22 protein-coding genes are annotated in these 25072 nt (G+C 59.2%); 15 read left to right on the top strand and 7 right to left on the bottom strand.

Features of this window, described 5'->3' with window-relative positions; all coding sequences use genetic code 11:
- Positions 1–90 precede the first annotated feature (90 nt).
- Positions 91–3768 carry an AAA family ATPase gene (locus FS690_RS07160; protein WP_145339269.1) on the bottom strand — a complete coding sequence of 1226 codons (3678 nt, stop codon included), beginning with the start codon at positions 3766–3768 and terminating at the stop codon, positions 91–93.
- The gene (gene sbcD / locus FS690_RS07155; protein WP_108569653.1) at positions 3765–4982 is read right to left on the bottom strand and encodes an exonuclease subunit SbcD; all 1218 of its coding nucleotides are present in this window, start codon (positions 4980–4982) and stop codon (positions 3765–3767) included. The genes FS690_RS07160 and sbcD overlap by 4 nt, the downstream gene beginning before the upstream one ends.
- A gap of 192 nt (positions 4983–5174) precedes the next feature.
- Between sbcD and phoB the strand changes: the two genes are divergently transcribed.
- The 6 genes from phoB to proY all read left to right on the top strand — a co-directional run bounded on the left by phoB (position 5175) and on the right by proY (position 12601).
- On the top strand, positions 5175–5864 hold the full coding sequence (phoB, locus tag FS690_RS07150; protein WP_039382949.1) for a phosphate response regulator transcription factor PhoB: 690 nt from the start codon (positions 5175–5177) through the stop codon (positions 5862–5864).
- Between the two features lie 15 nt (positions 5865–5879).
- Positions 5880–7190, top strand: a complete 1311-nt coding sequence (gene phoR, locus FS690_RS07145) for a phosphate regulon sensor histidine kinase PhoR (protein ID WP_071668615.1) — start codon at positions 5880–5882, stop codon at positions 7188–7190.
- Between the two features lie 68 nt (positions 7191–7258).
- A complete protein-coding gene (locus tag FS690_RS07140) occupies positions 7259–8179 on the top strand; it encodes a PstS family phosphate ABC transporter substrate-binding protein (protein ID WP_104085324.1) in 921 nt (306 codons plus the stop codon).
- A 169-nt stretch (positions 8180–8348) separates the two neighbouring features.
- A complete protein-coding gene (locus FS690_RS07135) occupies positions 8349–9455 on the top strand; it encodes a cobalamin-independent methionine synthase II family protein (protein WP_145339267.1) in 1107 nt (368 codons plus the stop codon).
- A 401-nt stretch (positions 9456–9856) separates the two neighbouring features.
- Complete coding sequence (gene brnQ, locus FS690_RS07130) at positions 9857–11176, top strand: branched-chain amino acid transport system II carrier protein (RefSeq protein ID WP_145339265.1); 1320 nt, start codon at positions 9857–9859, stop codon at positions 11174–11176.
- A 69-nt stretch (positions 11177–11245) separates the two neighbouring features.
- The gene (gene proY / locus FS690_RS07125) at positions 11246–12601 is read left to right on the top strand and encodes a proline-specific permease ProY (RefSeq protein WP_039382953.1); all 1356 of its coding nucleotides are present in this window, start codon (positions 11246–11248) and stop codon (positions 12599–12601) included.
- A 284-nt stretch (positions 12602–12885) separates the two neighbouring features.
- Here the strand turns inward: proY and FS690_RS07120 are convergent, their stop codons facing one another.
- The 3 genes from FS690_RS07120 to FS690_RS07110 form a co-directional block, all read right to left on the bottom strand.
- A complete protein-coding gene (locus FS690_RS07120; protein ID WP_145339264.1) occupies positions 12886–14115 on the bottom strand; it encodes a histidine-type phosphatase in 1230 nt (409 codons plus the stop codon).
- Positions 14112–14918 carry an inositol monophosphatase gene (locus FS690_RS07115; RefSeq protein ID WP_039382955.1) on the bottom strand — a complete coding sequence of 269 codons (807 nt, stop codon included), beginning with the start codon at positions 14916–14918 and terminating at the stop codon, positions 14112–14114. Before FS690_RS07115 ends, FS690_RS07120 begins: the two co-directional genes overlap by 4 nt.
- A gap of 162 nt (positions 14919–15080) precedes the next feature.
- The gene (locus FS690_RS07110) at positions 15081–15662 is read right to left on the bottom strand and encodes an ACP phosphodiesterase (RefSeq protein WP_039382956.1); all 582 of its coding nucleotides are present in this window, start codon (positions 15660–15662) and stop codon (positions 15081–15083) included.
- Positions 15663–15764: 102 nt separating this feature from the next.
- Between FS690_RS07110 and queA the strand changes: the two genes are divergently transcribed.
- From queA to secF, 5 genes are all read left to right on the top strand, one after another.
- The gene (gene queA / locus FS690_RS07105) at positions 15765–16844 is read left to right on the top strand and encodes a tRNA preQ1(34) S-adenosylmethionine ribosyltransferase-isomerase QueA (protein ID WP_145339263.1); all 1080 of its coding nucleotides are present in this window, start codon (positions 15765–15767) and stop codon (positions 16842–16844) included.
- A 71-nt stretch (positions 16845–16915) separates the two neighbouring features.
- On the top strand, positions 16916–18040 hold the full coding sequence (tgt, locus tag FS690_RS07100) for a tRNA guanosine(34) transglycosylase Tgt (protein WP_039385736.1): 1125 nt from the start codon (positions 16916–16918) through the stop codon (positions 18038–18040).
- A gap of 25 nt (positions 18041–18065) precedes the next feature.
- The gene (gene yajC, locus FS690_RS07095) at positions 18066–18398 is read left to right on the top strand and encodes a preprotein translocase subunit YajC (RefSeq protein WP_039382958.1); all 333 of its coding nucleotides are present in this window, start codon (positions 18066–18068) and stop codon (positions 18396–18398) included.
- A 25-nt stretch (positions 18399–18423) separates the two neighbouring features.
- Entirely contained in the window at positions 18424–20271 is a 1848-nt protein-coding gene (gene secD / locus FS690_RS07090; protein ID WP_071668617.1) for a protein translocase subunit SecD, read from the top strand.
- A 10-nt stretch (positions 20272–20281) separates the two neighbouring features.
- Positions 20282–21250, top strand: coding sequence for a protein translocase subunit SecF (secF, locus tag FS690_RS07085; RefSeq protein ID WP_065649969.1), 969 nt, complete (start codon positions 20282–20284; stop codon positions 21248–21250).
- Between the two features lie 49 nt (positions 21251–21299).
- Here secF and FS690_RS07080 read toward each other — a convergent pair whose 3' ends face one another.
- Complete coding sequence (locus FS690_RS07080) at positions 21300–21851, bottom strand: DUF3251 domain-containing protein (protein ID WP_145339261.1); 552 nt, start codon at positions 21849–21851, stop codon at positions 21300–21302.
- Positions 21852–21866: 15 nt separating this feature from the next.
- Positions 21867–22304 (bottom strand): peptidoglycan-binding protein LysM, encoded by a 438-nt coding sequence (gene lysM, locus FS690_RS07075; RefSeq protein WP_039382962.1) that lies wholly within the window; start codon positions 22302–22304, stop codon positions 21867–21869.
- A 172-nt stretch (positions 22305–22476) separates the two neighbouring features.
- Here lysM and nrdR point away from each other — a divergent pair, with 172 nt between their 5' ends.
- From nrdR to nusB, 4 genes are all read left to right on the top strand, one after another.
- Positions 22477–22926, top strand: a complete 450-nt coding sequence (nrdR, locus tag FS690_RS07070) for a transcriptional regulator NrdR (RefSeq protein WP_039382963.1) — start codon at positions 22477–22479, stop codon at positions 22924–22926.
- Between the two features lie 3 nt (positions 22927–22929).
- A complete protein-coding gene (gene ribD / locus FS690_RS07065; protein ID WP_145339259.1) occupies positions 22930–24033 on the top strand; it encodes a bifunctional diaminohydroxyphosphoribosylaminopyrimidine deaminase/5-amino-6-(5-phosphoribosylamino)uracil reductase RibD in 1104 nt (367 codons plus the stop codon).
- A gap of 94 nt (positions 24034–24127) precedes the next feature.
- On the top strand, positions 24128–24598 hold the full coding sequence (gene ribE / locus FS690_RS07060) for a 6,7-dimethyl-8-ribityllumazine synthase (RefSeq protein ID WP_039382965.1): 471 nt from the start codon (positions 24128–24130) through the stop codon (positions 24596–24598).
- 19 nt (positions 24599–24617) lie between these two features.
- Positions 24618–25037 (top strand): transcription antitermination factor NusB, encoded by a 420-nt coding sequence (gene nusB, locus FS690_RS07055; protein WP_039382966.1) that lies wholly within the window; start codon positions 24618–24620, stop codon positions 25035–25037.
- The last annotated feature ends 35 nt before the right edge of the window (positions 25038–25072 follow it).

The following is a 25072-nucleotide window of genomic DNA, read 5'->3' as shown; positions in this document are numbered from 1 at the left end:
AAACGGGAGCCAGCCGCTGAGTCTACCGCGCGCCGGGCGGAAAGCTATGGCATTCCTCTGACTCTCTGCAGAACCAGAATCAGTCGCAGGTTACTCCCCCGGCAGCTGCAGCTTGCTGTATCCCAGACCATTCATTTTCCGCACCCGGATCTGAACCGGGATACGCTCTTTCATCGCCTCAACGTGGCTGATCACGCCGATGGTTTTCCCGCTGGCGTTAAGCGCATCCAGCGCGTCGAGTGCGGTATCGAGCGTCTCAGCATCCAGCGTGCCAAACCCTTCATCAAGGAACAGAGATTCGATGCGGGTTTTGTGGCTGACCAGATCGGAGAGCGCCAGCGCCAGCGCCAGACTCACCAGAAAACTCTCACCGCCCGAAAGCGTCCGGGTATCGCGGGTTGCGTCCGCCTGCCAGGTATCCACCACCTCAAGCTCCAGCTCATCGCTGAGGCGTCGCTGCAGCAGATAGCGACCATGCAGGCGATCGAGCTGACGATTCGCCAGCCAGACCAGATGATCCAGCGTTAACCCCTGCGCAAACCGGCGGAACTTGTCACCTTTGGCTGAACCGATCAGATCGTTGAGGCGGCTCAGCTGCACCAGCTCAGCTTCATCGGCGGCGATCTCTGCCAGCAGCGCCTGCTGCTGCTGACGCAGGTGTGCATCACTCTGCAGCTGCTGCTGCGCTTCTCCCTGCTGGCGCGCGTTATCACGCAGCGCCAGGCGTAATGTCTCCAGCTGCTGGCTGAGAGCGGCAGCCTGTTCATCATTGAAGCCAGCGGGACGCTGCTGCTGCTGCTGCGCCAGCCGCTGCTCCAGCTGTTCATAAAGAGCAATCTGCTGCAAACGCTGCTGCTCCAGCTGCTGCAGACGGGCGCGCAGCGGCAGCAGCACCTCTTCCGGCAGCAGCGCCGCGTGCAGTGCTGCTTCATCAGCAAATTCGCTCTGCCGCAGCGCCTGGCTGAACTGCTGTTGCGCCTGCTGCAGGCGCTCCGTCAGGGCGGCCTGCTGGCTGTACGTCTGCGCCAGCTGACCCTGCAGGCTGTGCAGTCCGCTTTGCGCCTGCTGCCACTGCTGCAGCGCCCCTGCCAGCGCCTGTTCCAGCTGCTGCAGTAGCGTGTGCTGCTGCCGGCGCGCCTCCGTTACGCTGCGCGTGCCAAACAGCTGGCTGCGCTGCTGCTGCAGATCCTGCTGCTGCTGCTGCATCAGCGTCAGAGCGTGCTGCAGGCTCTCCTGCTGCTGCTGTTCACGCTGCAGCGTCTGCTGCAGGCTATGCTGCTCGCTCCCCGCTCTGGCGATCTGCGGCTGCAGAGAAGTCAGTAATTGCTCACTCTCTTGCCAGCGCAGCCAGCGCTGCTGCTGTGCGGCAAACCAGCTGGCGCGTCCGGCGGGTTCCGGCAGGCGAAGCTGATGGGCCGCGAGCTGCTCCGTCAGCCGCGCCGCAGCGTGCTGCAGCGCCTGCTGTTCATCTCTGAAACGCTGCTCCAGATCGGCCAGCTGCTGCTGTGCGCTCTCCCGCTGCTGCTGTGCAAGCTGCTGCTCCTGCAGATGCTGCTGCCACCGCTGCTGCTGCTGCAGATGGGCATCTTTAGCCTGCTGCAGCACTGCCGCCGCCTCTTCACGCGCCTGCAGCTGCTGTTGCTCCGTCAGCTCCTGCGCCTCCAGCTGCTGCTGCCAGGCAGTGAACTCTGCATGCTGCGCCGGCGTAAAGTGCAGCCCCAGCGGGGTGCACAGCGCCTGCCACCTGGTATCGATGGTGGCCAGCTGGCGATCCAGTTCAGCCAGCTCCTCTTCCAGCGCCTGCTGCTGCTGCAGAGAGAGTTTCTGCTGTTCGCCCTGTGCCGTGCCCGCCTCTTTCAGCTGCGCCACTGCCGTCTCCAGCGCGGTAAGCCGCTGCTGATTCTCATCCGGCCGGAGCTGCTGATAGTCCGCTACCGCCGGGTGCTGACAGGAACCACACAGCGGGCAGGGGGCGTCAGGCTGTAGTCTGGCGCGCTCATCAGAGAGCCGGGCAATGGTCCGTTCCAGTTCGCACAGGCGACGCAGATCGAGCAGCGCCTGATGCTCGCGCTTCCAGCTGTCGCGCAGTTTCTGCAGTGTCTCTTCACCCTGCAGGTAACTCTGCTGCAGCTGCGTCAGCCGGGCAGCCCGCTGTACGCGCTGCGGTTGCAGCGATTGCCACTGCGCGGCCAGCAGCGTCAGCTGCTGACGCGGGGCGCGCTGCTGCTGATAGCGCGCAAGAGCATTGCGCAGATCGGCGCTGCGCTGCTGATTTTCCAGAGAGGTCAGCGCCTGCTCAGCCTGTTCGCGCCGCTGGCGGCTCTCCGTCTCCGCCTGCGCTAATGGCTTAGCCGCCTGTTCACGCGCTGCCAGCGTCTGCTGTAGCTGCGCCAGCTGCTGCTGCTGCCGCTGCTGCTGTCCGGCAAGCTGCGTCGCCGCCTGTTCACGCTCCTCAAGGTGTCCGATATCAGCCTGCCAGCGCGCCAGCTCCGGTCCCCAGCCGGCGGTAGCCGCTTCGCGCGTGCGCCACGCCTGCTGTTCAGCCAGCTGTAGCTGTAAGCGTTCACTCACCTGTTGCTGCTGCTGCAGCGCCTGTTCGCTGCGGGCGACCGCCTGTTGCTGCTGCGTCAGCTGCTGCTGCTGTTCACTCAGCTGCTGCGCGGTGCGCGCTATCTGCTGATCGAGCGGCAGCACCTGTTCAGTCAGCAGCGTTTCGAGCTGCTGTCCGGCTTCCACCGCCTCATCGCGCTTCTGCAGCGCCTGCTGATAATCGCGTTCCGCCTGCTGCAGCGTGGTTTCAGCCTGCTGCTGCTGCGCCTGTAGCTGCCGGACCAGCTGCTGCTGTGCATCACTGTCCTGCTGCAGCTGTTCACGCAGCTGCAGTCCGGCGCGCAGCTTCTCTGCCGGCTCGGCGCGCGCCAGCTGCTGGCGCTCTGCGGACGCCTGCTGCCACGCCTGCTCCGCTGCCTGGCGCGCCGCGTCAGCGTCCTGCTGCTCCTGCGTCAGCTGCTGTGCCTGCGCCAGCCACTGCTGCTGCGTCTGCGCCTGCGTAAGCTGTGCATTCAGCGCGCGCTCCTCCGCGCTTAAGGTCTCCAGCTGCTGTGTGAGCGACGCCCGCTGCGCCTCATCCAGCAGCGCGATGCCGCCGGCACGGGCGCGCAGCGTCTCAAGCGCGCCGCGCGCCGCGCGCCAGCGTTCAAAGATATGGATGGAGATATCGCCATAAATTTCGGTACCGGTCAGCTCCTCCAGCAGTTCGGCACGCTCGCCGGGCCGGGCGTTGAGAAACGCGGCAAACTGACCCTGTGACAGCATCATTGAGCGGGTGAAGCGGGCAAAATCGAGCCCGGAGAGCGACTCTATGGCTTTCAGCTTATCGCCGACTTTATCCGCCACGATCTGATTATCAGCGACCCGCGCCAGCTCCACGCGCGGCGCCTGCAGCTTGCCGTCAGCCTGACCGCGCGCCCGGTTCTGGCTCCAGAAGGCGCGCCAGGCTTCACCTTTGATTTCAAACTCGACTTCAGCCAGACACTCGGCGGTGTCGCGCGTCATCAGCTGATTCTCACTCTGCGACAGCCCGCCAAGGCGCGGCGTCTGGTGATAGAGCGCCAGGCAGATCGCATCCAGCAGCGTGGTTTTGCCGGCGCCGGTAGCGCCCGTGATGGCAAACAGACCGTTGCTGGCGAACGGCTCCTGGCGGAAGTCGATCAGCCATTCACCGCGCAGCGCGTTGAGATTTTTAAAACGTAGCGTCAGAATTTTCATGCGGATGGATCCTCGAGGGCGGCCAGCGCGCTGCGAAACAGGCGGGTCAGTCCGTCACTCTGCTGCGCGTCCAGCTCTGACTCCTGTGCCAGGCGACGGGCAAAAACCTCTTCGACTTTCAGTTCGCTCAGCGTCTCATTTGTCAGCCGTTCCAGGCTGCGCTGACGCAGCGCGCGGCTGCGGCGCACCAGCAGCACCTCTACCGGCAGCGTGGCCGTGAGCTGTTCAATACGCCGCTGCAGATCGGTGAGGTACTCCTGCGTGGTGATCTCGATATCCAGCCATACCGGCAGCGATCCCTCATAGCGGGCAAACTGGGCCAGCTGCGCCTCAATCTCTGCCATCGAACCTTTTAGCATCTGCATCGGCTGAAAGGCGGGTATGGTCAGCGCGGTTACGCTCTCCAGCGTGCGGCCAAAATCGAGTAGCCAGACGCTTTTATCACGTCCGCTCTCATCAAAACTGAGCGGGATCGGTGAGCCGCTGTAGCGAATATGTTCCGTGCCGGCAATCCGCTGCGCGCGGTGAATATGGCCGAGTGCAATGTAGTCTGCGGGCGGAAACGCCTGCGCCGGAAACGCATCCAGCGTGCCGATATAGATATCGCGTACCGCGTCGCTTTTGGTCACGCCCACGGTAGTGAGGTGGCCGGTGGCGACGATTGGCAGCGGCTCATCCAGCCGTTCTCTTTCTGCCACGGCGGCGCTATAGCAGTGCTGGTAATGCTGCTCGATCGCCTGCAGCAGCGATAACTGCTTGTCGCGACCGGACTGACCGGCCCGACTGCGCAGAATATCGCGCGGGCGCAGATAGGGGATGGCGCACAGCAGCGCGCCCGGCGATCCGTCGCGCTGCGTCAGCGTCAGCACCTGCTGTTCACCGCCGGGGGTAGCGCTGGTGATCACCTGGGTGTTAAGGCAGGCCAGCAGTTCGCGCGACTCATTCAGCGTGGCGACTGAATCGTGATTGCCCGCCAGCACAACCAGCTGACAGCCGCTGGGCTGCAGCGCGACCACAAACCGGTTAAACATTTCACGGGCGTAACTGGGGGGCGAACCGGTATCAAACAGATCGCCTGCCACGATCAGTGCATCAACCTGATGCTCAGCAATTTGCCGGAGCAGCCAGTCAAGAAAAGCCTGGTGTTCGGCGGCGCGACTCTTGCTGTAAAAAAACTGACCGAGGTGCCAGTCTGCGGTATGAATAATGCGCATGGGGTGTCCTGCCTGAAAGCTGGCGGCCAGTATAACGGCTTCGGGCACAAAGGAAAAAAGACGTTTTTGCCGGTGCGAGGGTGGTTTTTATCTCTTGCTTACCGGCCGGGTTTTTCATAAAAGTGTCATAAAACTGACGCATAATGACGCCGCATATCCTAGTGACATCCCGTCACACTCGCAGGAGCAATAATGGCCAAGCGCATTTTGGTTGTGGAAGATGAAGCGCCCATCCGGGAAATGTTATGTTTTGTGCTGGAACAGAACGACTATCAGCCTATTGAAGCGGAAGATTATGACAGCGCGATTAGCCGGCTGATTGAACCCTGGCCCGATCTGATCCTGCTGGACTGGATGTTGCCCGGCGGCAGCGGCATCCAGTTTATCAAGCATCTGAAGCGCGAAGCCATGACGCGCGATATCCCGGTCATGATGCTGACCGCGCGCGGTGAGGAAGAGGATCGCGTACGTGGACTGGAAGTAGGCGCAGATGATTACATTACCAAGCCGTTCTCACCGAAAGAGCTGATGGCGCGTATCAAAGCCGTCATGCGGCGCATCTCTCCGATGGCGGTCGAAGAGGTGATTGAGATGCAGGGGCTGAGTCTCGATCCCTCCTCACACCGCGTGATGTCAGAGACCACGCCGCTGGAGATGGGGCCAACCGAATATAAGCTGCTGCATTTCTTCATGACGCATCCGGAGCGGGTCTACAGCCGCGAACAGCTGCTGAACCACGTCTGGGGCACCAACGTCTATGTCGAAGATCGCACCGTAGATGTGCATATTCGTCGCCTGCGTAAAGCACTGGAAATCTCCGGCCACGATCGTATGGTGCAAACCGTACGCGGAACAGGGTATCGTTTCTCTGCCCGCTACTAAACGGAGCCTGCTACCGTGCTGGAACGCCTCTCCTGGAAGCGATTACTGACCGAGCTGGCGCTGGCCTGTCTGCCTGCGCTGCTGTTCGGCCTGCTGTTTGGTTATCTGCCGTGGTGGCTGCTGGCAGCCGTCTCAGGCGTTCTGGCCTGGCACTTTACTAATCTGATGCGGCTCTCCCACTGGCTGTGGGTCGACCGCTCAATGACGCCGCCCACCGGGCGCGGCAGCTGGGAACCGCTGTTTTATGGCCTCTACCAGATGCAGTTGCGTAACCGCCGTCGCCGCCGCGAGCTGGGAAACCTGATCAGGCGTTTTCGCAGCGGCGCGGAGTCGCTGCCGGATGCCGTGGTGCTCACCACCGAAGAGGGCACCATTTTCTGGTGCAACGGCCTCGCTCAGCAGCATCTGGGGCTGCGCTGGCCGGAGGATAACGGCCAGAATATTCTCAACCTGCTGCGCTATCCTGAATTCTCCCGCTATATCCGCCAGCGCGACTTTGCCCGGCCGCTGACGGTGGTGCTGAATAATCAGCGGCACATGGAGTTCCGCGTGATGCCTTACAGCGAGGGGCAGTGGCTGATGGTGGCGCGCGATGTGACCCAGATGCATCAGCTGGAGGGCGCCCGCCGCAACTTTTTTGCCAACGTCAGTCATGAATTGCGTACGCCGCTCACGGTGCTGCAGGGCTATCTGGAGATGATGGACGATGAGGCGATGAATGCGCGCACGCGCAGCAAAGCGCTGGGCACGATGCAGGAGCAGACCCGGCGCATGGACAGCCTGGTCAGGCAGCTGCTGACGCTGTCGCGCATCGAGGCGGCCCCGGCGCTCGATCTCAAAGAGCGGGTCGATGTACCGGCCATGCTGCATCTGCTGCAGCGCGAAGCGGAAACGCTGAGCCAGGGGCGCCATGTTATTCACTTCCATACCGATCCTCACCTGCGCGTACTGGGTAACGACGAGCAGCTGCGCAGCGCTATCTCTAACCTGGTCTATAACGCGGTTAACCACACGCCGGAAGGCACGCATATTCATATCAGCTGGCTGCGCACGCGGCAGGGAGCGGAGTTTAAAGTCTGCGATAACGGTCCCGGCATCAGCGAGGAGCATCTGCCGCGCCTGACGGAGCGTTTTTACCGCGTTGATAAAGCGCGGTCGCGCGCTACCGGGGGCAGCGGACTGGGGCTGGCGATCGTCAAGCATGCGCTGAGCCATCACGGTGCGCGGCTGGAGATCAGCAGCTGGCCGCATCAGGAGACCTGCTTTCGCTTTCTGCTGCCGTCGCGTCTGATTGTGGAAGAGGCCGCGCAGGAGCGGGCGGGGTAATCTGCATTGCGCCGTTTTCGCAGGCTTGCCACAATAGCGCTCTTCTTCTCTCTGACGGCGGCTCCATGCTGAAATCTCTGCTGTTCACACTTCTGCTGCTCTTCTCTGTGCTGGCGCAGGCGCAAAAAGCGATGCTGGCCGGCAACCTCAGCAGCGCCGGGTCAGATACGCTGGGCTATCTGATGACGCTGTGGGGGGAAGATTTCAGCCTGCAGGCGCCCGGCGTCAACGTTCAGGTACAGGCGGCGGGCTCTTCGACCGCGCCAACGGCGCTGGCAGCGGGAGCCGCACAGCTGGGCGCGATGAGCCGGCCGATGCAGAACGATGAGCGACAGCTGTTTATTGCCCGCTACGGCTATCCGCCGCTCGCCGTACCGGTCGCCATGGATGCGCTGGTCGTGGTGGTGAACCAGGCTAATCCGCTGCAGCGTATCAGCCAGCCGCAGCTTGATGCGCTCTATTCTGTTACCCGGCTGTGCGGCGGCACGCAGGTTCCGCAGCGCTGGGGCGATACGGGCGTGACAGATGATAAGTGGGCGCAGCGGCGCATCCAGCGCTTTGGCCGCAACTCTGCCTCCGGCACCTGGGGGTTCTTCAAGCAGCAGGCGCTTTGCCGCGGCGATTTTCGCGCTGACGTGGCGGAGTTTCCCGGTTCGGCTGCCGTGGTGCAGGCGGTTGCGACCACGCCAGAGAGTATCGGCTACGCCAGCTTTGGCTTTCATCTCAGCGGTGTGAAGATCGTGCCGATTGTCACCCGGACCGGCGAAAGCATCATGCCCGATGCCGATACCATCCGCAGCGGCCGCTATCCCTGGTCCCGGCCGCTCTATATTTACGTGAACAAACCACCGGGCAAGCCGCTGCCGCCGCTGGTGGCGGCATTTCTGCATCAGGTACTGTCGTCGCAGGGACAGCGGCGGGTGGCGGAAGCGGGCTATTTACCTCTCTCCGATGCGCAAATCTCCGCTGCGCGGGCGGCCATTGAATAAGCAGCAAGCGCGTGCTCAGGAAAATGAATTTTCTTCATGTCTGCTGAAAATTCTTCCGTTGCCCCGCGCGCGGAAGCGTGGCACTCTTTGGACATATAGCCATCCAGATGGCTGAAATAACCAGAAGAAATTATACCTGACCGCAACTACCGGTCTGCAAGGAGAATCTATGCCCGCTCAGCACGCCCCGTTCCGCGCCGATACCGTCGGCAGTTTTCTGCGTCCCGCTGCGATCAAACAGGCGCGCGAACAGCACGCCCGTGGTGAGATTAGCGCTGAGCAGCTGCGCGAAGTGGAAGACCAGGCTATTCGCGATGTTGTCGCGCAGCAGCGTGCCAATGGCCTGCAGGTTGTCACTGACGGCGAGTTCCGTCGCGCGTGGTGGCACTTCGATTTCTTTGGCGATCTGAATGGCGTAGAGCTGTTCGAAGCGGAGCAGGGGATCCAGTTCAACGGCGTACAGACCAAAGCGCACGGTGTAAAAGTCACCGGTAAAGTCTCGTTTAATCCGGCGCATCCGATGCTGGAACACTTCCGCTTTCTGCAGAGTATCGCCGGCGACGCGGTCGCTAAAATGACGATTCCCAGCCCGAGCGTGCTGCATTTCCGCGGCGGCCGCAAGGTTATCGACGCCACGGTTTACCCCGATCTGGATGCCTACTTTGCCGATCTGGCGCAGACCTATAAAGACGCCATTGCCGCGTTTTATGCTGCCGGCTGCCGCTATCTGCAGCTGGACGATACCGTCTGGGCCTATCTCTGCTCCGGGGAGCAGCAGGAGCAGATCCGCGCACGCGGCGACGATCCGCAGGCGCTGGCCCGCACTTATGCGCAGGTGCTGAACACGGCGCTGGCAGATAAACCGGCCGATCTCACCGTCGGGCTGCACGTATGCCGCGGTAACTTCCGCTCGACCTGGATATCAGAAGGCGGCTATGAGCCGGTCGCGGAGATCCTGTTTGGCGGCGTGAATATCGATGCCTTTTTCCTGGAGTATGACAATGAACGCTCCGGCGGATTTGAGCCGCTGCGCTTTATTAAGCCAGGTCATCAGAAAGCGGTACTCGGCCTTATCACGACCAAAACCGGCGCGCTGGAAGATCCTGAACAGGTCAAAGCGCGGCTGCAGGAAGCGGCGCAGTACGTCAGCCTCGATCAGATCTGCCTCAGCCCGCAGTGCGGCTTTGCTTCCACCGAAGAGGGTAATAGCCTGAGCGAAGCGGAGCAGTGGCAGAAGATCCGTCTGGTAGTGGATATCGCTAAACAGGTGTGGTGAGAGTGTAAAGTTGTGCAGACAGGCGCGTAAATCGCGCCTTTTGTGCATCCGAAACCGCACTTATGCAAGAACAACTTTCGCTTTGTCTGAATTTTAAACAAATCATCTGGGGTGTTTAGCGGCTATTTCGCCCATATTCACTGCCTGCATACGCTTATGCGCGATATCCTTCTGGTTTTCCGATCCTGTATTGTCTTTCTCCGCTATAAACGTTTTAATTTGCGCCGTTGTCGATTCATCCCTCTGTGAACAGAAGAAAAGCAGATTAAATCACCTGCGCTGTCTCGATTCGGCCCGCATTTCGCACTGGGTAATCCAGCTAAGCCATTGTTATCGCGCAATCAGGGGACAACACAAACTCAACTTCCACCGCAACATCAGCTACAGGCACGACAGAAGTTATGACATACCGTTTAACCTCGAGGGACATCCTTGCGCTGGGCTTTATGACCTTTGCCCTGTTCGTTGGCGCAGGCAACATTATCTTTCCACCGATGGTGGGAATTCAGTCTGGTGAACACGTCTGGGTCGCCGCACTCGGCTTCCTCGCGACCGCGGTCGGCCTGCCGGTCATGACCGTGATCGCGCTGGCGCGCGTTGGCGGCGGCATTGATGCGCTCAGTTCGCCAATCGGTAAAGCAGCGGGTCTGCTGCTGGCGACGGTCTGCTATCTGGCCGTGGGACCGCTGTTTGCGACGCCGCGTACCGCGACCGTTTCGTTTGAAGTCGGTATCGCTCCGCTGACCGGTGACGGCCCGCTGCCGCTGTTTATCTACAGCCTTATTTACTTTGCGCTGGTCATCGGGATCTCCCTCTATCCGGGCAAGCTGCTGGATACCGTCGGCCACGTGCTGGCGCCGCTGAAAATTGTCGCGCTGACCATACTCGGCGTTGCCGCGCTGGTCTGGCCGGCGGGCGGTATTGCGCCTGCGACGGCAGACTATCAGCGCGCGGCGTTCTCTACCGGTTTTGTAAATGGCTATCTCACCATGGATACGCTGGGCGCCCTGGTGTTTGGTATCGTGATTGTGAATGCGGCGCGTTCGCGCGGCGTTGAAGATGCGAAACTGCTGACGCGCTACACCATGCTGGCTGGCCTGATCGCCGGTGTCGGACTGACGCTGGTCTACCTGAGCCTGTTCAAGCTCGGCTCCGGCAGTGCCGGCCTGGTTGACCAGAACGCCAACGGCGCCGCCATTCTGCACGCTTACGTACAGCAGACGTTTGGCAGCATGGGCAGCTTCTTCCTCGCGGCGCTGATCTTTATCGCCTGCATGGTAACGGCCGTTGGCCTGACCTGCGCCTGCGCTGAGTTCTTTGCACAGTATCTGCCGCTCTCTTACAAAGCGCTGGTGTTTATCCTGGGGCTGTTCTCGATGGTGGTATCAAATCTGGGGCTGAGCCATCTGATTCAGATCTCCATCCCGGTGCTGACAGCAATTTATCCGCCCTGTATCGTGCTGATAGTGCTAAGCTTCACCCTCAACTGGTGGAACCGCAGCTCGCGTATTATTGCGCCAACCATGCTGGTCAGCCTGCTGTTTGGCATTGTGGATGCAATCAAAACCACCAGCTTTAAAGAGATACTGCCGCTGTTCAGCCAGCATCTGCCGCTGGCCGATCAGGGACTCGCCTGGCTGCCGCCTTCGCTGGCAATGATGGTGATTGCTGCCGTCGTGGATCGCGTTAAAGGACCACAGCAGGTAGTCGTCCGGCAGTAAACGACACGGCTGTTCATTCCGACCACGGGCTTGCCCGTGGTTTTTTCATTTTCACAGGACCTGTTTGTTATGCAAGAAACCAACACGCTCAAACGCGGACTGAGCACGCGCCATATTCGCTTTATGGCGCTGGGATCGGCAATCGGTACCGGGCTGTTTTACGGCTCGGCGGATGCTATCAGGATGGCGGGGCCCAGCGTTTTACTGGCCTATATTATTGGTGGCGCGGTGGCCTATATCATCATGCGTGCGCTGGGGGAGATGTCGGTTAACAATCCGCAATCAAGCTCCTTTTCGCGCTATGCGCAGGATTATCTCGGTCCGCTGGCGGGCTATATCACCGGCTGGACCTACTGCTTTGAGATCCTGATTGTGGCGATCGCGGATGTCACCGCGTTTGGCATCTATATGGGCGTCTGGTTTCCGGATGTACCGCACTGGATCTGGGTGCTGTCGGTAGTGCTGATTATCGGCGCCATCAACCTGATGAGCGTGAAGGTGTTTGGCGAAGTAGAGTTCTGGTTCTCTTTCTTTAAGGTCGCCACCATTATCATCATGATTGTGGCGGGCTTTGGCATGATTTTCTGGGGCATCGGCAACGGCGGAACGCCGACCGGGATCCATAATCTCTGGAGCAACGGCGGCTTCTTCGCCCACGGTATTGTGGGTATGCTGCTCTCGCTGCAGATGGTGATGTTTGCCTATGGCGGGATCGAAATCATCGGTATTACCGCCGGTGAAGCGGATGAGCCCGCCAAATCGATTCCGCGCGCGATCAATTCGGTGCCGCTGCGTATCCTGGTGTTTTATGTGGGTACGCTGTTTGTCATCATGTCGATCTACCCGTGGAATCAGGTCGGTACCGAGGGCAGCCCCTTTGTGCTGACGTTCCAGCATCTGGGTATCGCTGCGGCGGCGTCAATTCTTAACTTTGTGGTGCTGACCGCTTCGCTATCTGCCATCAACAGCGATGTGTTTGGCGTGGGGCGTATGCTGCACGGTATGGCGCAGCAGGGCCATGCGCCTAAAGTGTTCCAGAAAGTCTCTTCGCGCGGCATCCCGTGGGTGACGGTGGTGGTGATGATGTTTGCGATGCTTATCGCCGTTTATCTGAACTACCTGATGCCGGAAAAAGTCTTCCTGGTGATCGCCTCGCTGGCGACCTTTGCCACGGTCTGGGTATGGATCATGATCCTGCTGTCGCAGATCGCATTCCGGCGCAAAATTGGCAAGGCGCAGGCGGCGCAGCTGCAGTTTGCCGTACCGGGCGGCAGTGCCACCACCTGGGCAGGCGTGCTGTTTCTCGCCTTTATCATTGCGCTGATTGGCTATTTCCCTGATACGCGAATTTCACTCTACGTGGGCTTTGCCTGGATTGTGCTGCTGCTGCTGGCGTGGCCGCTGGTGAAAAAGCAGAAACGCTGAGCGTCAGGCTAAAAAGAAAAGAGTCGCCCTGTGTGGCGACTTTTTTTATGGGAAAAAAAGTATTCGGCGCATCCTGTCGCCGAAAAATAGAACCAAAACGGAAAAATAGGTCAAAACTAAGGGATGATTGACGCACTCAGAATACGCTAAATTTCATAGCGTTATGTCACAGCGGACAAATATAGAATTATCGCAATTCAGCCATAAAAACGCTTCAGCAGAACGAAGAGGCGGCCGGGAAACTGATAAGCCCGCATGGCGGGCTGAACAAAGGTGCAACTGACTCAGGGAGCCCATGTGACGGGGGCGAGGGCGCTGCTGTCGACTCCCTGCCTGAGCTGAGCCAGCGTCGATTGATAAGGACAGAGCGTGCCGATGGCGCTGTCGTGACAGTCTGGCTGATGCCACTCTGCCTGCAGTAAAGGGTGCTGCCGATCCACCGGCGCGAGCTGGCGCAGCGCATCCAGACTCTGCGCCTGAAAGTAAATGCGCAGCCGGCGGCTGTTGTCACGCGTATCGCGCCAGCGCTCAAACACCAGGCTGCTGCCCGGCGGGATATTACCGCGCGCGTAGCCCGGCAGCTGCCAGCTGAAATTCATCAGGGTGCGCACCATTGCGATATTGGTATCGTGGGCTACCAGCAGCAGCCAGCGGGTATCGGGCGAGCCGGGACGATCTTCGAGCGCCGCGATCGCCGCATCGAGCAATATTGAGCCGCGCTTTTGTGCCAGATAAGGGACATCGTTACTCAGATCGTAATTTGCGGTGAGCAGTGGCAGCAGCGCTGTAATCTGCTGCGCGCTGTTCAGGCGCCCCTGCGCCAGCGCCTCTGGCGGCAGATTTTCACTCCAGCCGAGACGCAGCGTTTCCACCATGCTCGCCATGACGCTTAATCCCTGGATATAGCTGTGGCCGCTCCGGGTCTGCTTCAGCTGCCACGGGCGCGAAAAAAAGCGGCAATCGCCGTCACAGACCGCCGCATTTAGCTGCCGGATCGCCGGCTGCAGCCGCTGCTGCAGCGCAGCAAGGTCGCCAGCCCGTGCGGCAATCGCTGCCTGCTCGCGGGCAGGATCGGTCCGGGCAAATGGAAATTTATCGCTCTGAAACAGGGGATCCGCCCCATCGGCAACAACGTGCACCGGCACACCGCAGCCGGGAAACGCGCCGTCAGTCAGCGCCTGTGCCGTGGCCCGCGTGCGCTGCAGCGGGCTGGCGCGCACATAAAGTTGCCGGCTGTCAGGGCAGCCCGCGTGGAGCAGGCCCGCCTGACGGTAGTAGTTACCCTGCCAGCGTCCTTTATTGACCACCGCGCTGTAGCCGTGACCGGTAAGCTCGCCATCCGCCGTGCTCCAGCGCGGCCAGGGGTGCTGCGTGGCCGCTTCAATCTCTGCCCGGTTAGCCGCCGTCGGAGGACGTACGCCGTGCCGGCCGATCTCCACCACCTTTTCCAGCTGCCAGCGATCGGCTGCGGTGGCGAGCAGCGGCAGCAGCAGCAATATCAGCAGCGATTTCACGTCAGCGGCTCCGCCAGCAGCGCATTGATCTGCGGCCAGAGCGTGGCGTTAGCCAGCAGCACCGGATTGCCCTGCGTCAGGCCATTATTCTGCTCATAACGGTTGGTCTCTCCACCCGCTTCCCGCATCAGTACGATGCCTGGCAGGCCGTCCCACGGCTGCATGCGCGCTTCGTAATAGCCGGTCAGCCGCCCGGCCGCCGCCCACGCGCTCATCAGCGCCCCGGAACCGTTGCGGATAAACATGCCGCCCTGCTGCAGCAGCGCGCTGATAAAGTCGAGCAGTGGAGCCGCAGGCTGACTGGTGGAGCAGCCCAGACCAAACAGCCCCTGGCTCAGCTGGCCGGCGCTGTGTGCCCGGATACGCTGCTCGTTCATCCATGCGCCTTTGCCCCGGCAGGCGTGAAAGATCTCCTGATGATTGGGATCGCATACCACGCCAATAACCGGTTCGCCTTCACACACAATCGCCAGCGCCACGCACCAGTTGTGCAGCCCGCTGAGAAAGTTGCTGGTGCCATCAATCGGGTCAACTACCCAGATAAAGCGTGCCTGTCCGGCGTCTCCGCCGCTCTCCTCACCGATAACCGCGTCTTCAGGAAAGCGTTCAAGGATAAGGTGCCGGATTAACTCCTCAACGTTGCGGTCAGCCTCACTGACCAGATCCTGTAAATCCTTCTTATATTCTGCAACCAGCTGGTTACGCTGCTGATACCACGACATGGCGCGACTGCCAGCGGCTCTGGCGACCTCGCAGGCAAACTGATAGCGCGCCTCTAATTCAGTTAACGTAGCTGATGACATGTTTCCCTCTTATCATTTTCTGGCTGGTGTAGTAACCAGACGTGCCTGAACAGGCGGAATGGTGGTGTGGCCGGGTCTGGTAAAGTTAAGAAAGGCTTCATTAAGCCGCAGATATATGCGGCTGGCAAGAGGGGAGAGGAGGTATTGGCGCGGATTATGGATTCAGAGGCGCTGTGCGCGAGCATCCGCCATCAGACGCGGATAGAAAGCAAAAAACAGCGCTTCCAGCGCGTCATAGTGATCAACAAAATCCTGATAGGAGTCGCGCAGCGCCGCAAGACGGGGACGGCGATACGCCATGCCGCGCAGCACCCGCTCCAGCCGCGCCGGTTCGGCGTAGTGTTCAAACCAGCGTTCGCGCCACATCACCGCGTTGAGCTCAATAAAGCTTTCTGGCGTTCCCGCCAGCTGCGGCACAATATGCTGCTGTGCAGCCTCACTAAAGGCGGCGAGTGAGATATCGGGCTGGAACTGCTGCCAGTGGCGCGCAAGAAAATGATCCCAGATCACATCAAGCGTAATCGGGGCTACGCGCCGCGTTTCCGGACGAAACCACTGCCGGGCGGTACGCACTTCAGGCAGGTTGTCCGTCAGCACATCGATACGGCGGTGCAGGGCGATCCCCGCTGCAACCGGTGCCGGCCACTGCGCCTGAACGTTGCCGCGCACAAAGTCGGCCAGCAGGTTGCCCAGCAGCGAGCTTTCTGCCAGCGTGGCAAGATGAAGGTGAGCAAGAAAATTCATGCGCTATTATAGGCAGAATCGCGTCTCTGCAGCCAGTTGTTCAGAATTTCCCACTTTTCCGCTAAACTATGCCGCCTGTTTTTGAGTCCGGAAAAGTTATACATGCGTGTCGCCGATTTTAGCTTTGAGTTGCCCGAATCCCTGATTGCCCACTATCCCCAGGCGCAGCGCAGCGGATGCCGTCTGCTGTCCCTTGATGGCCCGAGCGGCGCCCTGACGCACGGTGTCTTTACCGATGTGCTGGAGAAGCTTAATCCCGGTGATCTGCTGGTGTTCAATAATACGCGGGTGATCCCGGCGCGCGTCTATGGACGTAAAGCCAGCGGCGGCCGGATTGAAATGCTGGTAGAGCGTATGCTGGATGATAAGCGGGTGCTGGCACACGTGCGTGCCTCAAAGGCGCCAAAGCCGGGCGCTGAGCTGCTGCTGGGCGACGATGAGAGCGTAAAAGCGACCATGGTGGCGCGGCACGATGCGCTGTTTGAGATCGCCTTTACCGATGAACGCGCGGTGCTCGATATTCTCAATAGCGTAGGCCATATGCCGCTGCCGCCCTATATCGATCGCCCGGATGAAGAGGCCGATCGCGAGCTTTACCAGACGGTATACAGCGCCCGTCCTGGCGCGGTGGCAGCACCAACCGCCGGGCTGCACTTTGATGAACCGCTGCTGGAGGCGCTGAAAGCCAAAGGGGTGGAGATGGCGTTTGTGACGCTGCACGTCGGGGCCGGTACCTTCCAGCCGGTGCGCGTTGAAAATATCAATGACCATATCATGCACTCGGAATATGCAGAGGTGCCGCAGGATGTGGTTGACGCGGTGCTGGCCTGTAAAGCACGCGGCAATAAAGTTGTCGCGGTAGGGACCACGTCGGTGCGCTCGCTGGAGAGCGCCGCTCAGGCGAGTCAGGATGCGCCGCTGGCGCCTTTCTTTGATGACACGCAGATCTTTATCTATCCTGGCTATCGCTACCAGATTATCGATGCGCTCATTACCAACTTCCATCTGCCGGAATCGACGCTGATTATGCTGGTTTCTGCGTTTGCCGGCTATAAAAACACCATGGCGGCGTACCAGAGCGCGGTGGCCGAACAGTACCGTTTCTTTAGCTACGGGGATGCGATGTACATCACCCGTAATCCGCACGCTCCTGACGAACCTGTCGGAAGCACACACCCTTAATGTTCCGGTGCCGCCTGCGGGTGGCACGGCTACAGTCGGGTAAATCAGACTGTTTCTCTGATGAGGTTAATGTGAAATTTGAATTAGATACAACAGACGGACGCGCGCGTCGCGGACGTCTGGTTTTCGATCGCGGCGTGGTTGAAACTCCGGCATTTATGCCGGTGGGCACGTATGGCACCGTTAAAGGCATGACGCCGGAAGAAGTGAAAGAGACCGGTGCGCAGATCCTGCTGGGCAACACTTTCCACCTCTGGCTGCGTCCGGGGCAGGAGATCATGAAGCTGCACGGCGATCTGCATGACTTTATGAACTGGCAGGGACCGATTCTGACCGATTCGGGCGGCTTCCAGGTATTCAGCCTGGGTGATATCCGTAAGATCACCGAAGCGGGCGTGCATTTCCGCAACCCGATCAACGGCGATCCGATCTTCCTCGATCCGGAAAAGTCGATGGAGATCCAGTACGATCTCGGCTCCGATATCGTGATGATTTTCGATGAGTGCACGCCATATCCGGCTGACTGGGATTATGCAAAACGTTCGATGGAGATGTCGCTGCGCTGGGCACAACGCAGCCGCGATCGCTTCGATTCGCTCGGTAATAAAAATGCGCTGTTCGGGATTATCCAGGGTGGTGTTTACGAAGATTTACGAGATGTCTCCGTCAAAGGTCTGGTAGAGATTGGCTTTGATGGGTACGCTGTGGGCGGCCTCGCGGTGGGTGAGCCGAAAGAGGATATGCACCGTATTCTGGAACATGTCTGTCCGCAAATTCCGCAGGATAAACCGCGCTATCTGATGGGCGTCGGAAAGCCAGAAGATCTGGTGGAAGGCGTACGCCGCGGTATCGATATGTTTGACTGCGTTATGCCTACCCGCAACGCGCGCAACGGTCATCTGTTTGTTACCGACGGCGTGGTGAAAATCCGCAACGCGAAGTATAAAGATGACACCGCGCCGCTGGATGCGGAGTGTGATTGTTACACCTGTCGCAATTACAGTCGCGCCTACTTGCACCATCTTGATCGCTGTAACGAAATACTGGGCGCACGCCTGAATACGATTCACAATCTGCGCTATTACCAGCGTCTGATGGCGGGTTTACGCCAGGCTATCGAAGAGGGTAAATTAGAGCACTTTGTTAGCGAGTTCTACCTACGGACGGGCAAAGCGGTTCCACCGTTAAACGTCTGATTATTCTATCAATGAGGGAAATTAAATGAGCTTTTTCATTTCTGACGCCGTCGCAGCAGCGGGCGCTCCGTCACAGGGAAGTCCGTATTCTCTGGTGATCATGCTGGTGGTTTTTGGTCTGATTTTCTACTTCATGATCCTGCGTCCGCAGCAGAAGCGCGCCAAAGATCATAAAAAGCTGATGGACTCCATCTCGAAAGGGGATGAAGTGCTGACCAACGGCGGCCTGGTGGGTCGTGTCACTAAAGTTGCTGATACCGGTTATATCGCTATCGCCCTGAACGACACCACTGAAGTAGTGATTAAACGTGATTTCGTGGCCGCCGTCCTGCCGAAAGGGTCGATGAAGGCGCTGTAATTTTATCTTCCCGAAGGGAACTGCCGTGTTAAACCGTTATCCTTTGTGGAAGTACATCATGCTGGTCGCCGTTATTCTTATCGGCCTGCTGTATGCGCTTCCTAACCTTTATGGTGAGGATCCGGCCGTTCAGATCACTGGTGCGCGCGGAAGCGCCGCCAGTGAGCAGACGTTGGATCAGATCCAGAACGTACTCAAACAAGACAACATTCAGAGCAAATCCCTCGCACTGGAAAATGGCGCTATTCTGGCGCGTTTCGCTAACACCGATGTGCAGCTGCGCGCGCGCGAAGCGCTTACAACTGCGCTGGGTGACGATTTCGTGGTAGCCCTCAATCTCGCACCGGCCACGCCGCGCTGGCTCACTCTGCTGGCAGCGGAACCGATGAAACTCGGTCTGGACCTGCGGGGCGGGGTGCACTTCCTGATGGAAGTGGATATGGATACCGCGCTGGGCAAGCTGCAGGAGCAGAATGCAGACGGCCTGCGCAGCGATCTGCGTGAAAAGAATATTCCTTATACCAACGTCAGCAAACTCGCTAACTACGGTGTGGAAGTGCGTTTCCGCGACGCCAAAAGCCGCGATGACGCGATCGGCTACCTGACGCCACGCCACCGCGATATGGTATTCACCAGTGCGGGCAGCGATGCAATGCGCGCGGTGATGACCGATGCGCGCCTGAGCGAAGCGCGGGAATATGCGGTACAGCAGAATATTAATATCCTGCGCAACCGTGTTAACCAGCTGGGCGTTGCTGAGCCGCTGGTGCAGCGTCAGGGTGCCGACCGCATCGTGGTTGAGCTGCCGGGTATCCAGGATACCGCGCGGGCAAAAGAGATCCTTGGTGCCACCGCGACGCTGGAGTTCCGTCTGGTTAATACCAGCGTAGATCCGGGTGCTGCGGCAAATGGACGCGTGCCGGGTGACTCAGAAGTGAAGAAAACGCGGGAAGGGCAGCCGGTTGTGCTCTATAAGCGTGTCATTCTTACCGGCGATCACATCACCGATTCCACGTCCAGCATGGATGAGTACAACCAGCCGCAGGTGAATATTTCACTGGATGGCGCGGGCGGTAACATCATGTCGAACTTCACCAAGGACAACATCGGCAAGCCGATGGCGACCCTGTTTGTGGAGTACAAGGACAGCGGCAAGAAAGATGCCAACGGCAGAGCGATTCTGGCGAAGCAGGAAGAAGTGATCAACGTGGCGAACATTCAGTCACGGCTGGGTAATAGCTTCCGCATCACCGGTATCAGCAACCCGAACGAAGCGCGTCAGCTGTCGCTGCTGCTGCGTGCCGGTGCGCTGATTGCGCCGATTCAGATTGTCGAAGAGCGTACCATTGGCCCGACTATGGGTCAGCAGAACATCACCCAGGGTCTGGAAGCCTGCCTGTGGGGTCTGATCGCTTCGATCATCTTTATGGTGGTGTTCTACAAAAAGTTTGGTCTGATTGCGACCAGCGCGCTGCTGTGTAACCTGGTGCTGATTGTCGGCATCATGTCGCTGCTGCCAGGCGCCACGCTCACCATGCCGGGCATTGCCGGTATCGTGCTGACGCTGGCGGTTGCCGTAGATGCCAACGTGTTGATTAACGAACGTATTAAAGAAGAGCTGCGTAACGGACGCTCGGTACAGCAGGCGATTCATGAGGGCTACAAAGGCGCCTTCTCCAGTATCGTCGACGCCAACGTCACCACGCTGATTAAAGTCATCATTCTTTATGCGGTGGGTACCGGCTCCATCAAAGGCTTTGCAATCACCACCGCTATCGGTATTGCAACCTCGATGTTTACCGCTATCGTCGGCACCCGTGCCATCGTTAACCTGGTGTACGGCGGCAAACGCATCAACAAGCTGTCTATCTGAGGAGTGCGTTGTGGCACAGGAATATAGTATTGAACAGCTGAACCACGGGCGTAAGGTCGTAGACTTTATGCGCTGGGATACGCTGGCGTTTATCATCTCGGGTCTGCTGATCGTGGCGTCAATCGCCATTATCGGCGTGCGCGGGTTTAACTGGGGACTCGATTTCACCGGCGGTACGGTGATTGAGATTAACCTGGAGAAACCTGCAGATCTCGATGCGCTGCGCGAAGGTCTGGTAAAAGCGGGCTTTGACGAGCCGCTGGTGCAGAACTTCGGCAGCAGCCGCGACGTGATGGTGCGGATGCCACCTGCGACCGGCAATGCGGGTCAGGAGCTGGGCAACAAGGTGTTGTCCTCTATCAATCAGACCACGCAGCAGAACGCGACGGTAAAACGCATTGAGTTTGTCGGACCAAGCGTAGGTAGCGACCTGGCGCAGGCGGGGGCGATGGCGCTGCTCTCTGCGCTGATCGCTATTCTTATCTACATCGGGTTTCGCTTTGAATGGCGTCTGGCGCTGGGCACCGTGCTGGCGCTGGCGCATGACGTTATCATCACCTGCGGCCTGCTGGCGCTGTTCAGCATTGAAATCGATCTGACCATCGTTGCCTCGCTGATGTCGGTGATTGGTTACTCGCTTAACGATAAGATTGTGGTTTCTGACCGTATTCGTGAGAACTTCCGTAAGATCCGTCGCGGTTCTTCTTACGATATCACCAACGTGTCGCTGACCCAGACGCTGAGCCGTACCCTGATCACTTCTATCACCACGCTGGCGATGATCCTGATCCTGTTCATCTTTGGCGGCGCGCTGCTGAAAGGCTTCTCGCTCACGATGCTGATTGGTGTGACGATCGGTACGATCTCATCCATCTACGTCTCTTCAGCGCTGGCGCTGAAGCTGGGGATGAAGCGTGAGCATATGCTGGTGCAGAAAGTGGAAAAAGAGGGCGCCGATCAGCCTTCTATTCTGCCGTAAGCCCGGCGCTGACCGATGCAAAAAGGCCCTTCTCCGGAAGGGCCTTTTTTTATGGCGCGGCGTCTGCCGTTACCTCATGTACGCGCACATAGCCGAGCCGATCCGGTGTCAGGCCACTCAGGTGCAGCGGCACTGTTACCGTGCTGCGCGGCATCAGGCTGGCGGGCACGCTGATGCGCTGACTCAGGCTGTCGGCGGCCAGCGGCTGACCACTGGCGGGATCGCTTTCACCCCACACCACGGTCGCGCTCAGCGCGGGTACCGGCTTGTCATCAGCAGAGCGGATAACCAGGCTGGCCTGGCTGCCGTTTGCTTCTGCACTCACGTTCAGCAGTGCGAGACGCAGCGTACCCAGCTGCGTCTCCAGATCAACCGGCGTCGCGGAACCGGGCACCAGCCATGCGCCCTGAGTGGAGCGGCTGTTAAGCTGGCCCTGCTGCTCCAGCGCGCTGGCGCGGCGGGTGAGATGACGCATCTGCTGATTGAGCTGGCTCACCTCCTGATGCAGCTCTCTGACCTGCGGGGCAGGAGGCGGAGTGCTGCAGCCGCTCAGCAGCAGCAGCGACAGCACTGCCGGAACCGGAAAGCTCCTGAGTCTCATGCTCTCTCCCGCACCTTATTCCGGAATACGCAGTACCTGGCCCGGATAGATTTTGTCCGGATGGCTCAGCATCGGCTTGTTAGCTTCGAAGATTTTGTTGTACTGATTTGGATCGCCGTAGACCTGTTTGGAAATAGCGCTCAGGGTGTCGCCTTTCTTCACTGTGTAGAGGTTAGCTTCGCGTGCGGTGTCGCTGACGGTGACTTTATCATCCACTTTAGTGATGCCGGCAACGTTACCCGCTGCCACCAGAATCTTCTCTTTGAGCTCCTGTGAAATGCCGTCGCCGCTGACGGTTACAGTATCACCCTGCACATTGACGTTGACTTTATCGCTGTCTGGCAGGCCGAGCTTGTTGATATGATCCTGCAGCTTTTTGCTGGAGTCATCACCGCCTGTCACGCTGTCCCACAGTTTCTCTCCTGCTTCTTTGACGAAGTTAAACAGACCCATAGTTCCTCCTGTGATTGTGCCGGATTGGCTCTTTAAGCGTAGTGCGTTTTTGAAATTTGCTGGCAGAAGCGGTTATGAGCGCTGAAAAAATCGCCAGGCAGGCGGCCTCTGTTTTGTTAAATGTGAGTTCGCGTTACACTGTGTGGCCCAAAATCTCGCGACAGGAAACGTCATGCATTGCCCATTCTGTTCCGCTGTGGATACCAAAGTGATCGACTCACGCCTGGTCAGTGAAGGTTCCTCGGTGCGCCGCCGCCGTCAGTGTCTGGTCTGCCATGAGCGCTTTACCACGTTTGAGATGGCGGAGCTGGTGATGCCGCGCGTGGTAAAAAGCAACGACGTGCGTGAGCCTTTTAACGAAGATAAGCTGACCAGCGGCATGATGAAGGCGCTGGAGAAGCGTCCCGTCAGTGCTGATGCGGTCGATAGCGCAGTCAATCACATTAAAACCCAGCTGCGTGCGACCGGCGAACGTGAGATTGCCAGCAAGCTGATTGGCAATCTGGTGATGGAAGAGCTAAAAAAACTGGATAAGGTCGCCTATATCCGCTTCGCCTCGGTCTACCGCAGCTTTGAAGATATCCGCGACTTTGGCGAAGAGATCGCCCGCTTACAGGACTGAATCATGACCGATGCTCGCTATATGGCGCGCGCGCTGGAACTGGCGCGACGCGGTCGTTTCACCACCACGCCAAACCCCAACGTCGGCTGCGTGATCGTGCGTGACGGCACAATTGTCGGCGAAGGCTGGCATCAGCGCGCGGGTGAACCGCATGCTGAAGTGCATGCGCTGCGCATGGCCGGAGAGCAGGCGCGCGGTGCAACCGCCTACGTTACGCTGGAGCCGTGCAGCCATCATGGCCGGACGCCACCCTGCTGCGATGCGCTGATTGCCGCTGGCGTCAGCCGCGTGGTGGCCGCCATGCAGGATCCTAACCCGCAGGTCGCAGGGCGCGGTCTCTGGCGCCTGCAGCAGGCGGGAATTGAAGTCAGTCACGGGCTGATGATGGCGGAAGCGGAAGCGCTCAATCGCGGGTTTCTCAAGCGTATGCGCACCGGGTTTCCCTGGATACAGCTCAAGCTTGGCGCTTCACTGGATGGGCGCACAGCGATGGCGAGCGGTGAGAGCAAGTGGATCACCTCGGCGGCCGCCCGCCGGGATGTGCAGCAGTTCCGCGCGCAGAGTTCCGCCATTCTTACCAGCAGCGCCACCGTGCTGGCCGACGATCCATCACTCACGGTACGCGCAGATGAACTCAGCGACAGCGTTCGCCAGCAGCTGGATACGCAGACTCTGCGGCAGCCGGTGCGGGTGGTGGTTGACAGCCAGCAGCGCGTGACGCCGCAGCACCGGCTGATTCATCAGCCGGGTGAGAGCTGGCTGATGCGTACCGCTCCTGATGACGCCGCGTGGCCGGAGAGCGTAACGCAGATTGCGGTGCCGCCGCGCGGCGAACAGCTTGATCTGGTCGCGATGATGATGCTGCTCGGTCAGCGTCAGATTAACAGTGTCTGGGTCGAGGCGGGAGCGGGCCTGGCGGGCGCGCTGATTCAGGCCGGACTGGTGGATGAGCTGATTATTTATATCGCACCGGTGCTGCTTGGCGACGCCGGACGCGGGCTCTGTACGCTCCCCGGACTGGAGGCGTTGAGCGCCGCGCCGCGCCTCGATTTTCGTGATGTGCGCAAAGTGGGTGACGATCTGCGTCTTACCCTGACCCTGCGTTAAGCATGCACGGAAAAGCCTGAGCGCCCGGCTAAAGAGTATGATAGAATCCGCCCCCTTCTGCGGGGGCTATAAAACACACACCCAAAGGATATGTATGAACGTTATCGAAGCTGCTGTTGCCACGCCTGATGCTAAAATTGCCATCGTGATTGCGCGTTTTAACAACTTTATTAATGACAGTCTGCTGGATGGCGCGGTAGATGCGCTGAAGCGTATCGGTCAGGTTAAAGCTGAAAACATCACCGTGGTCTGGGTGCCGGGCGCCTATGAGCTGCCGCTGGCCGCGCGCGCGCTGGCGAATACCGGTAAGCACGACGCGATTGTTGCGCTGGGCACGGTGATCCGTGGCGGCACTGCCCACTTCGAATATGTGGCAGGTGAAGCGAGCTCCGGTATCGCTAACGTGGCAATGAGCTGCGAAATCCCGGTCACCTTCGGCGTTCTGACCACCGAAAATATCGAGCAGGCGATTGAACGCGCCGGCACGAAAGCGGGTAACAAAGGCGCAGAAGCCGCGCTGACCGCACTTGAAATGATCAACGTATTGAAAGCCATTAAAGCCTGATTTTTGTAAGGGGAATTTTGTGAAACCTGCTGCTCGTCGTCGCGCCCGTGAGTGCGCTGTCCAGGCGCTCTACTCCTGGCAGTTGTCCAACAACGACATTGCCGATGTGGAATACCAGTTTCTGGCGGAACAAGACGTCAAAGACGTCGATATTAGCTATTTCCGCGAACTGCTGGCCGGTGTGGCGACCAACAGCGCGTACCTGGATGGCCTGATGAAACCCTGGCTGTCGCGCCAGCTTGAAGAGCTGGGTCAGGTAGAAAAAGCGATCCTGCGCCTCTCGCTCTATGAGCTGAGCAAGCGTGCGGATGTGCCTTATAAAGTCGCCATCAACGAAGGTATTGAGCTGGCAAAAGTGTTTGGCGCTGAAGACAGCCATAAGTTTGTCAACGGCGTGCTGGATAAAGCCGCTCCGCAAATACGACCAAACAGAAAGTAGTGCAGAAGGCCGGGTAACCGGCCTTTTTTCATTGA

Origin of the sequence: Pantoea sp. PSNIH1 (genome assembly GCF_007680655.1) — a bacterium.
Classification (GTDB): Bacteria; Pseudomonadota; Gammaproteobacteria; order Enterobacterales; family Enterobacteriaceae; genus Pantoea; species Pantoea eucrina.
The sequence above is the reverse complement of the archived record's forward strand: the minus strand, read 5'-3'. Positions and strand labels throughout refer to the sequence as shown.

What these genes read in the sequence shown, in the direction of transcription:
- FS690_RS07160 (WP_145339269.1), bottom strand. Translation starts at nt 3,768, where the DNA reads ATGAAAATTCTGACGCTACGTTTTAAAAATCTCAACGCGCTGCGCGGT.
- sbcD (WP_108569653.1), bottom strand. Translation starts at nt 4,982, where the DNA reads ATGCGCATTATTCATACCGCAGACTGGCACCTCGGTCAGTTTTTTTAC.
- phoB (WP_039382949.1), top strand. Translation starts at nt 5,175, where the DNA reads ATGGCCAAGCGCATTTTGGTTGTGGAAGATGAAGCGCCCATCCGGGAA.
- FS690_RS07135 (WP_145339267.1), top strand. Translation starts at nt 8,349, where the DNA reads ATGCCCGCTCAGCACGCCCCGTTCCGCGCCGATACCGTCGGCAGTTTT.
- brnQ (WP_145339265.1), top strand. Translation starts at nt 9,857, where the DNA reads ATGACATACCGTTTAACCTCGAGGGACATCCTTGCGCTGGGCTTTATG.
- proY (WP_039382953.1), top strand. Translation starts at nt 11,246, where the DNA reads ATGCAAGAAACCAACACGCTCAAACGCGGACTGAGCACGCGCCATATT.
- FS690_RS07115 (WP_039382955.1), bottom strand. Translation starts at nt 14,918, where the DNA reads ATGTCATCAGCTACGTTAACTGAATTAGAGGCGCGCTATCAGTTTGCC.
- FS690_RS07110 (WP_039382956.1), bottom strand. Translation starts at nt 15,662, where the DNA reads ATGAATTTTCTTGCTCACCTTCATCTTGCCACGCTGGCAGAAAGCTCG.
- queA (WP_145339263.1), top strand. Translation starts at nt 15,765, where the DNA reads ATGCGTGTCGCCGATTTTAGCTTTGAGTTGCCCGAATCCCTGATTGCC.
- yajC (WP_039382958.1), top strand. Translation starts at nt 18,066, where the DNA reads ATGAGCTTTTTCATTTCTGACGCCGTCGCAGCAGCGGGCGCTCCGTCA.
- FS690_RS07080 (WP_145339261.1), bottom strand. Translation starts at nt 21,851, where the DNA reads ATGAGACTCAGGAGCTTTCCGGTTCCGGCAGTGCTGTCGCTGCTGCTG.
- lysM (WP_039382962.1), bottom strand. Translation starts at nt 22,304, where the DNA reads ATGGGTCTGTTTAACTTCGTCAAAGAAGCAGGAGAGAAACTGTGGGAC.
- nrdR (WP_039382963.1), top strand. Translation starts at nt 22,477, where the DNA reads ATGCATTGCCCATTCTGTTCCGCTGTGGATACCAAAGTGATCGACTCA.
- ribD (WP_145339259.1), top strand. Translation starts at nt 22,930, where the DNA reads ATGACCGATGCTCGCTATATGGCGCGCGCGCTGGAACTGGCGCGACGC.
- ribE (WP_039382965.1), top strand. Translation starts at nt 24,128, where the DNA reads ATGAACGTTATCGAAGCTGCTGTTGCCACGCCTGATGCTAAAATTGCC.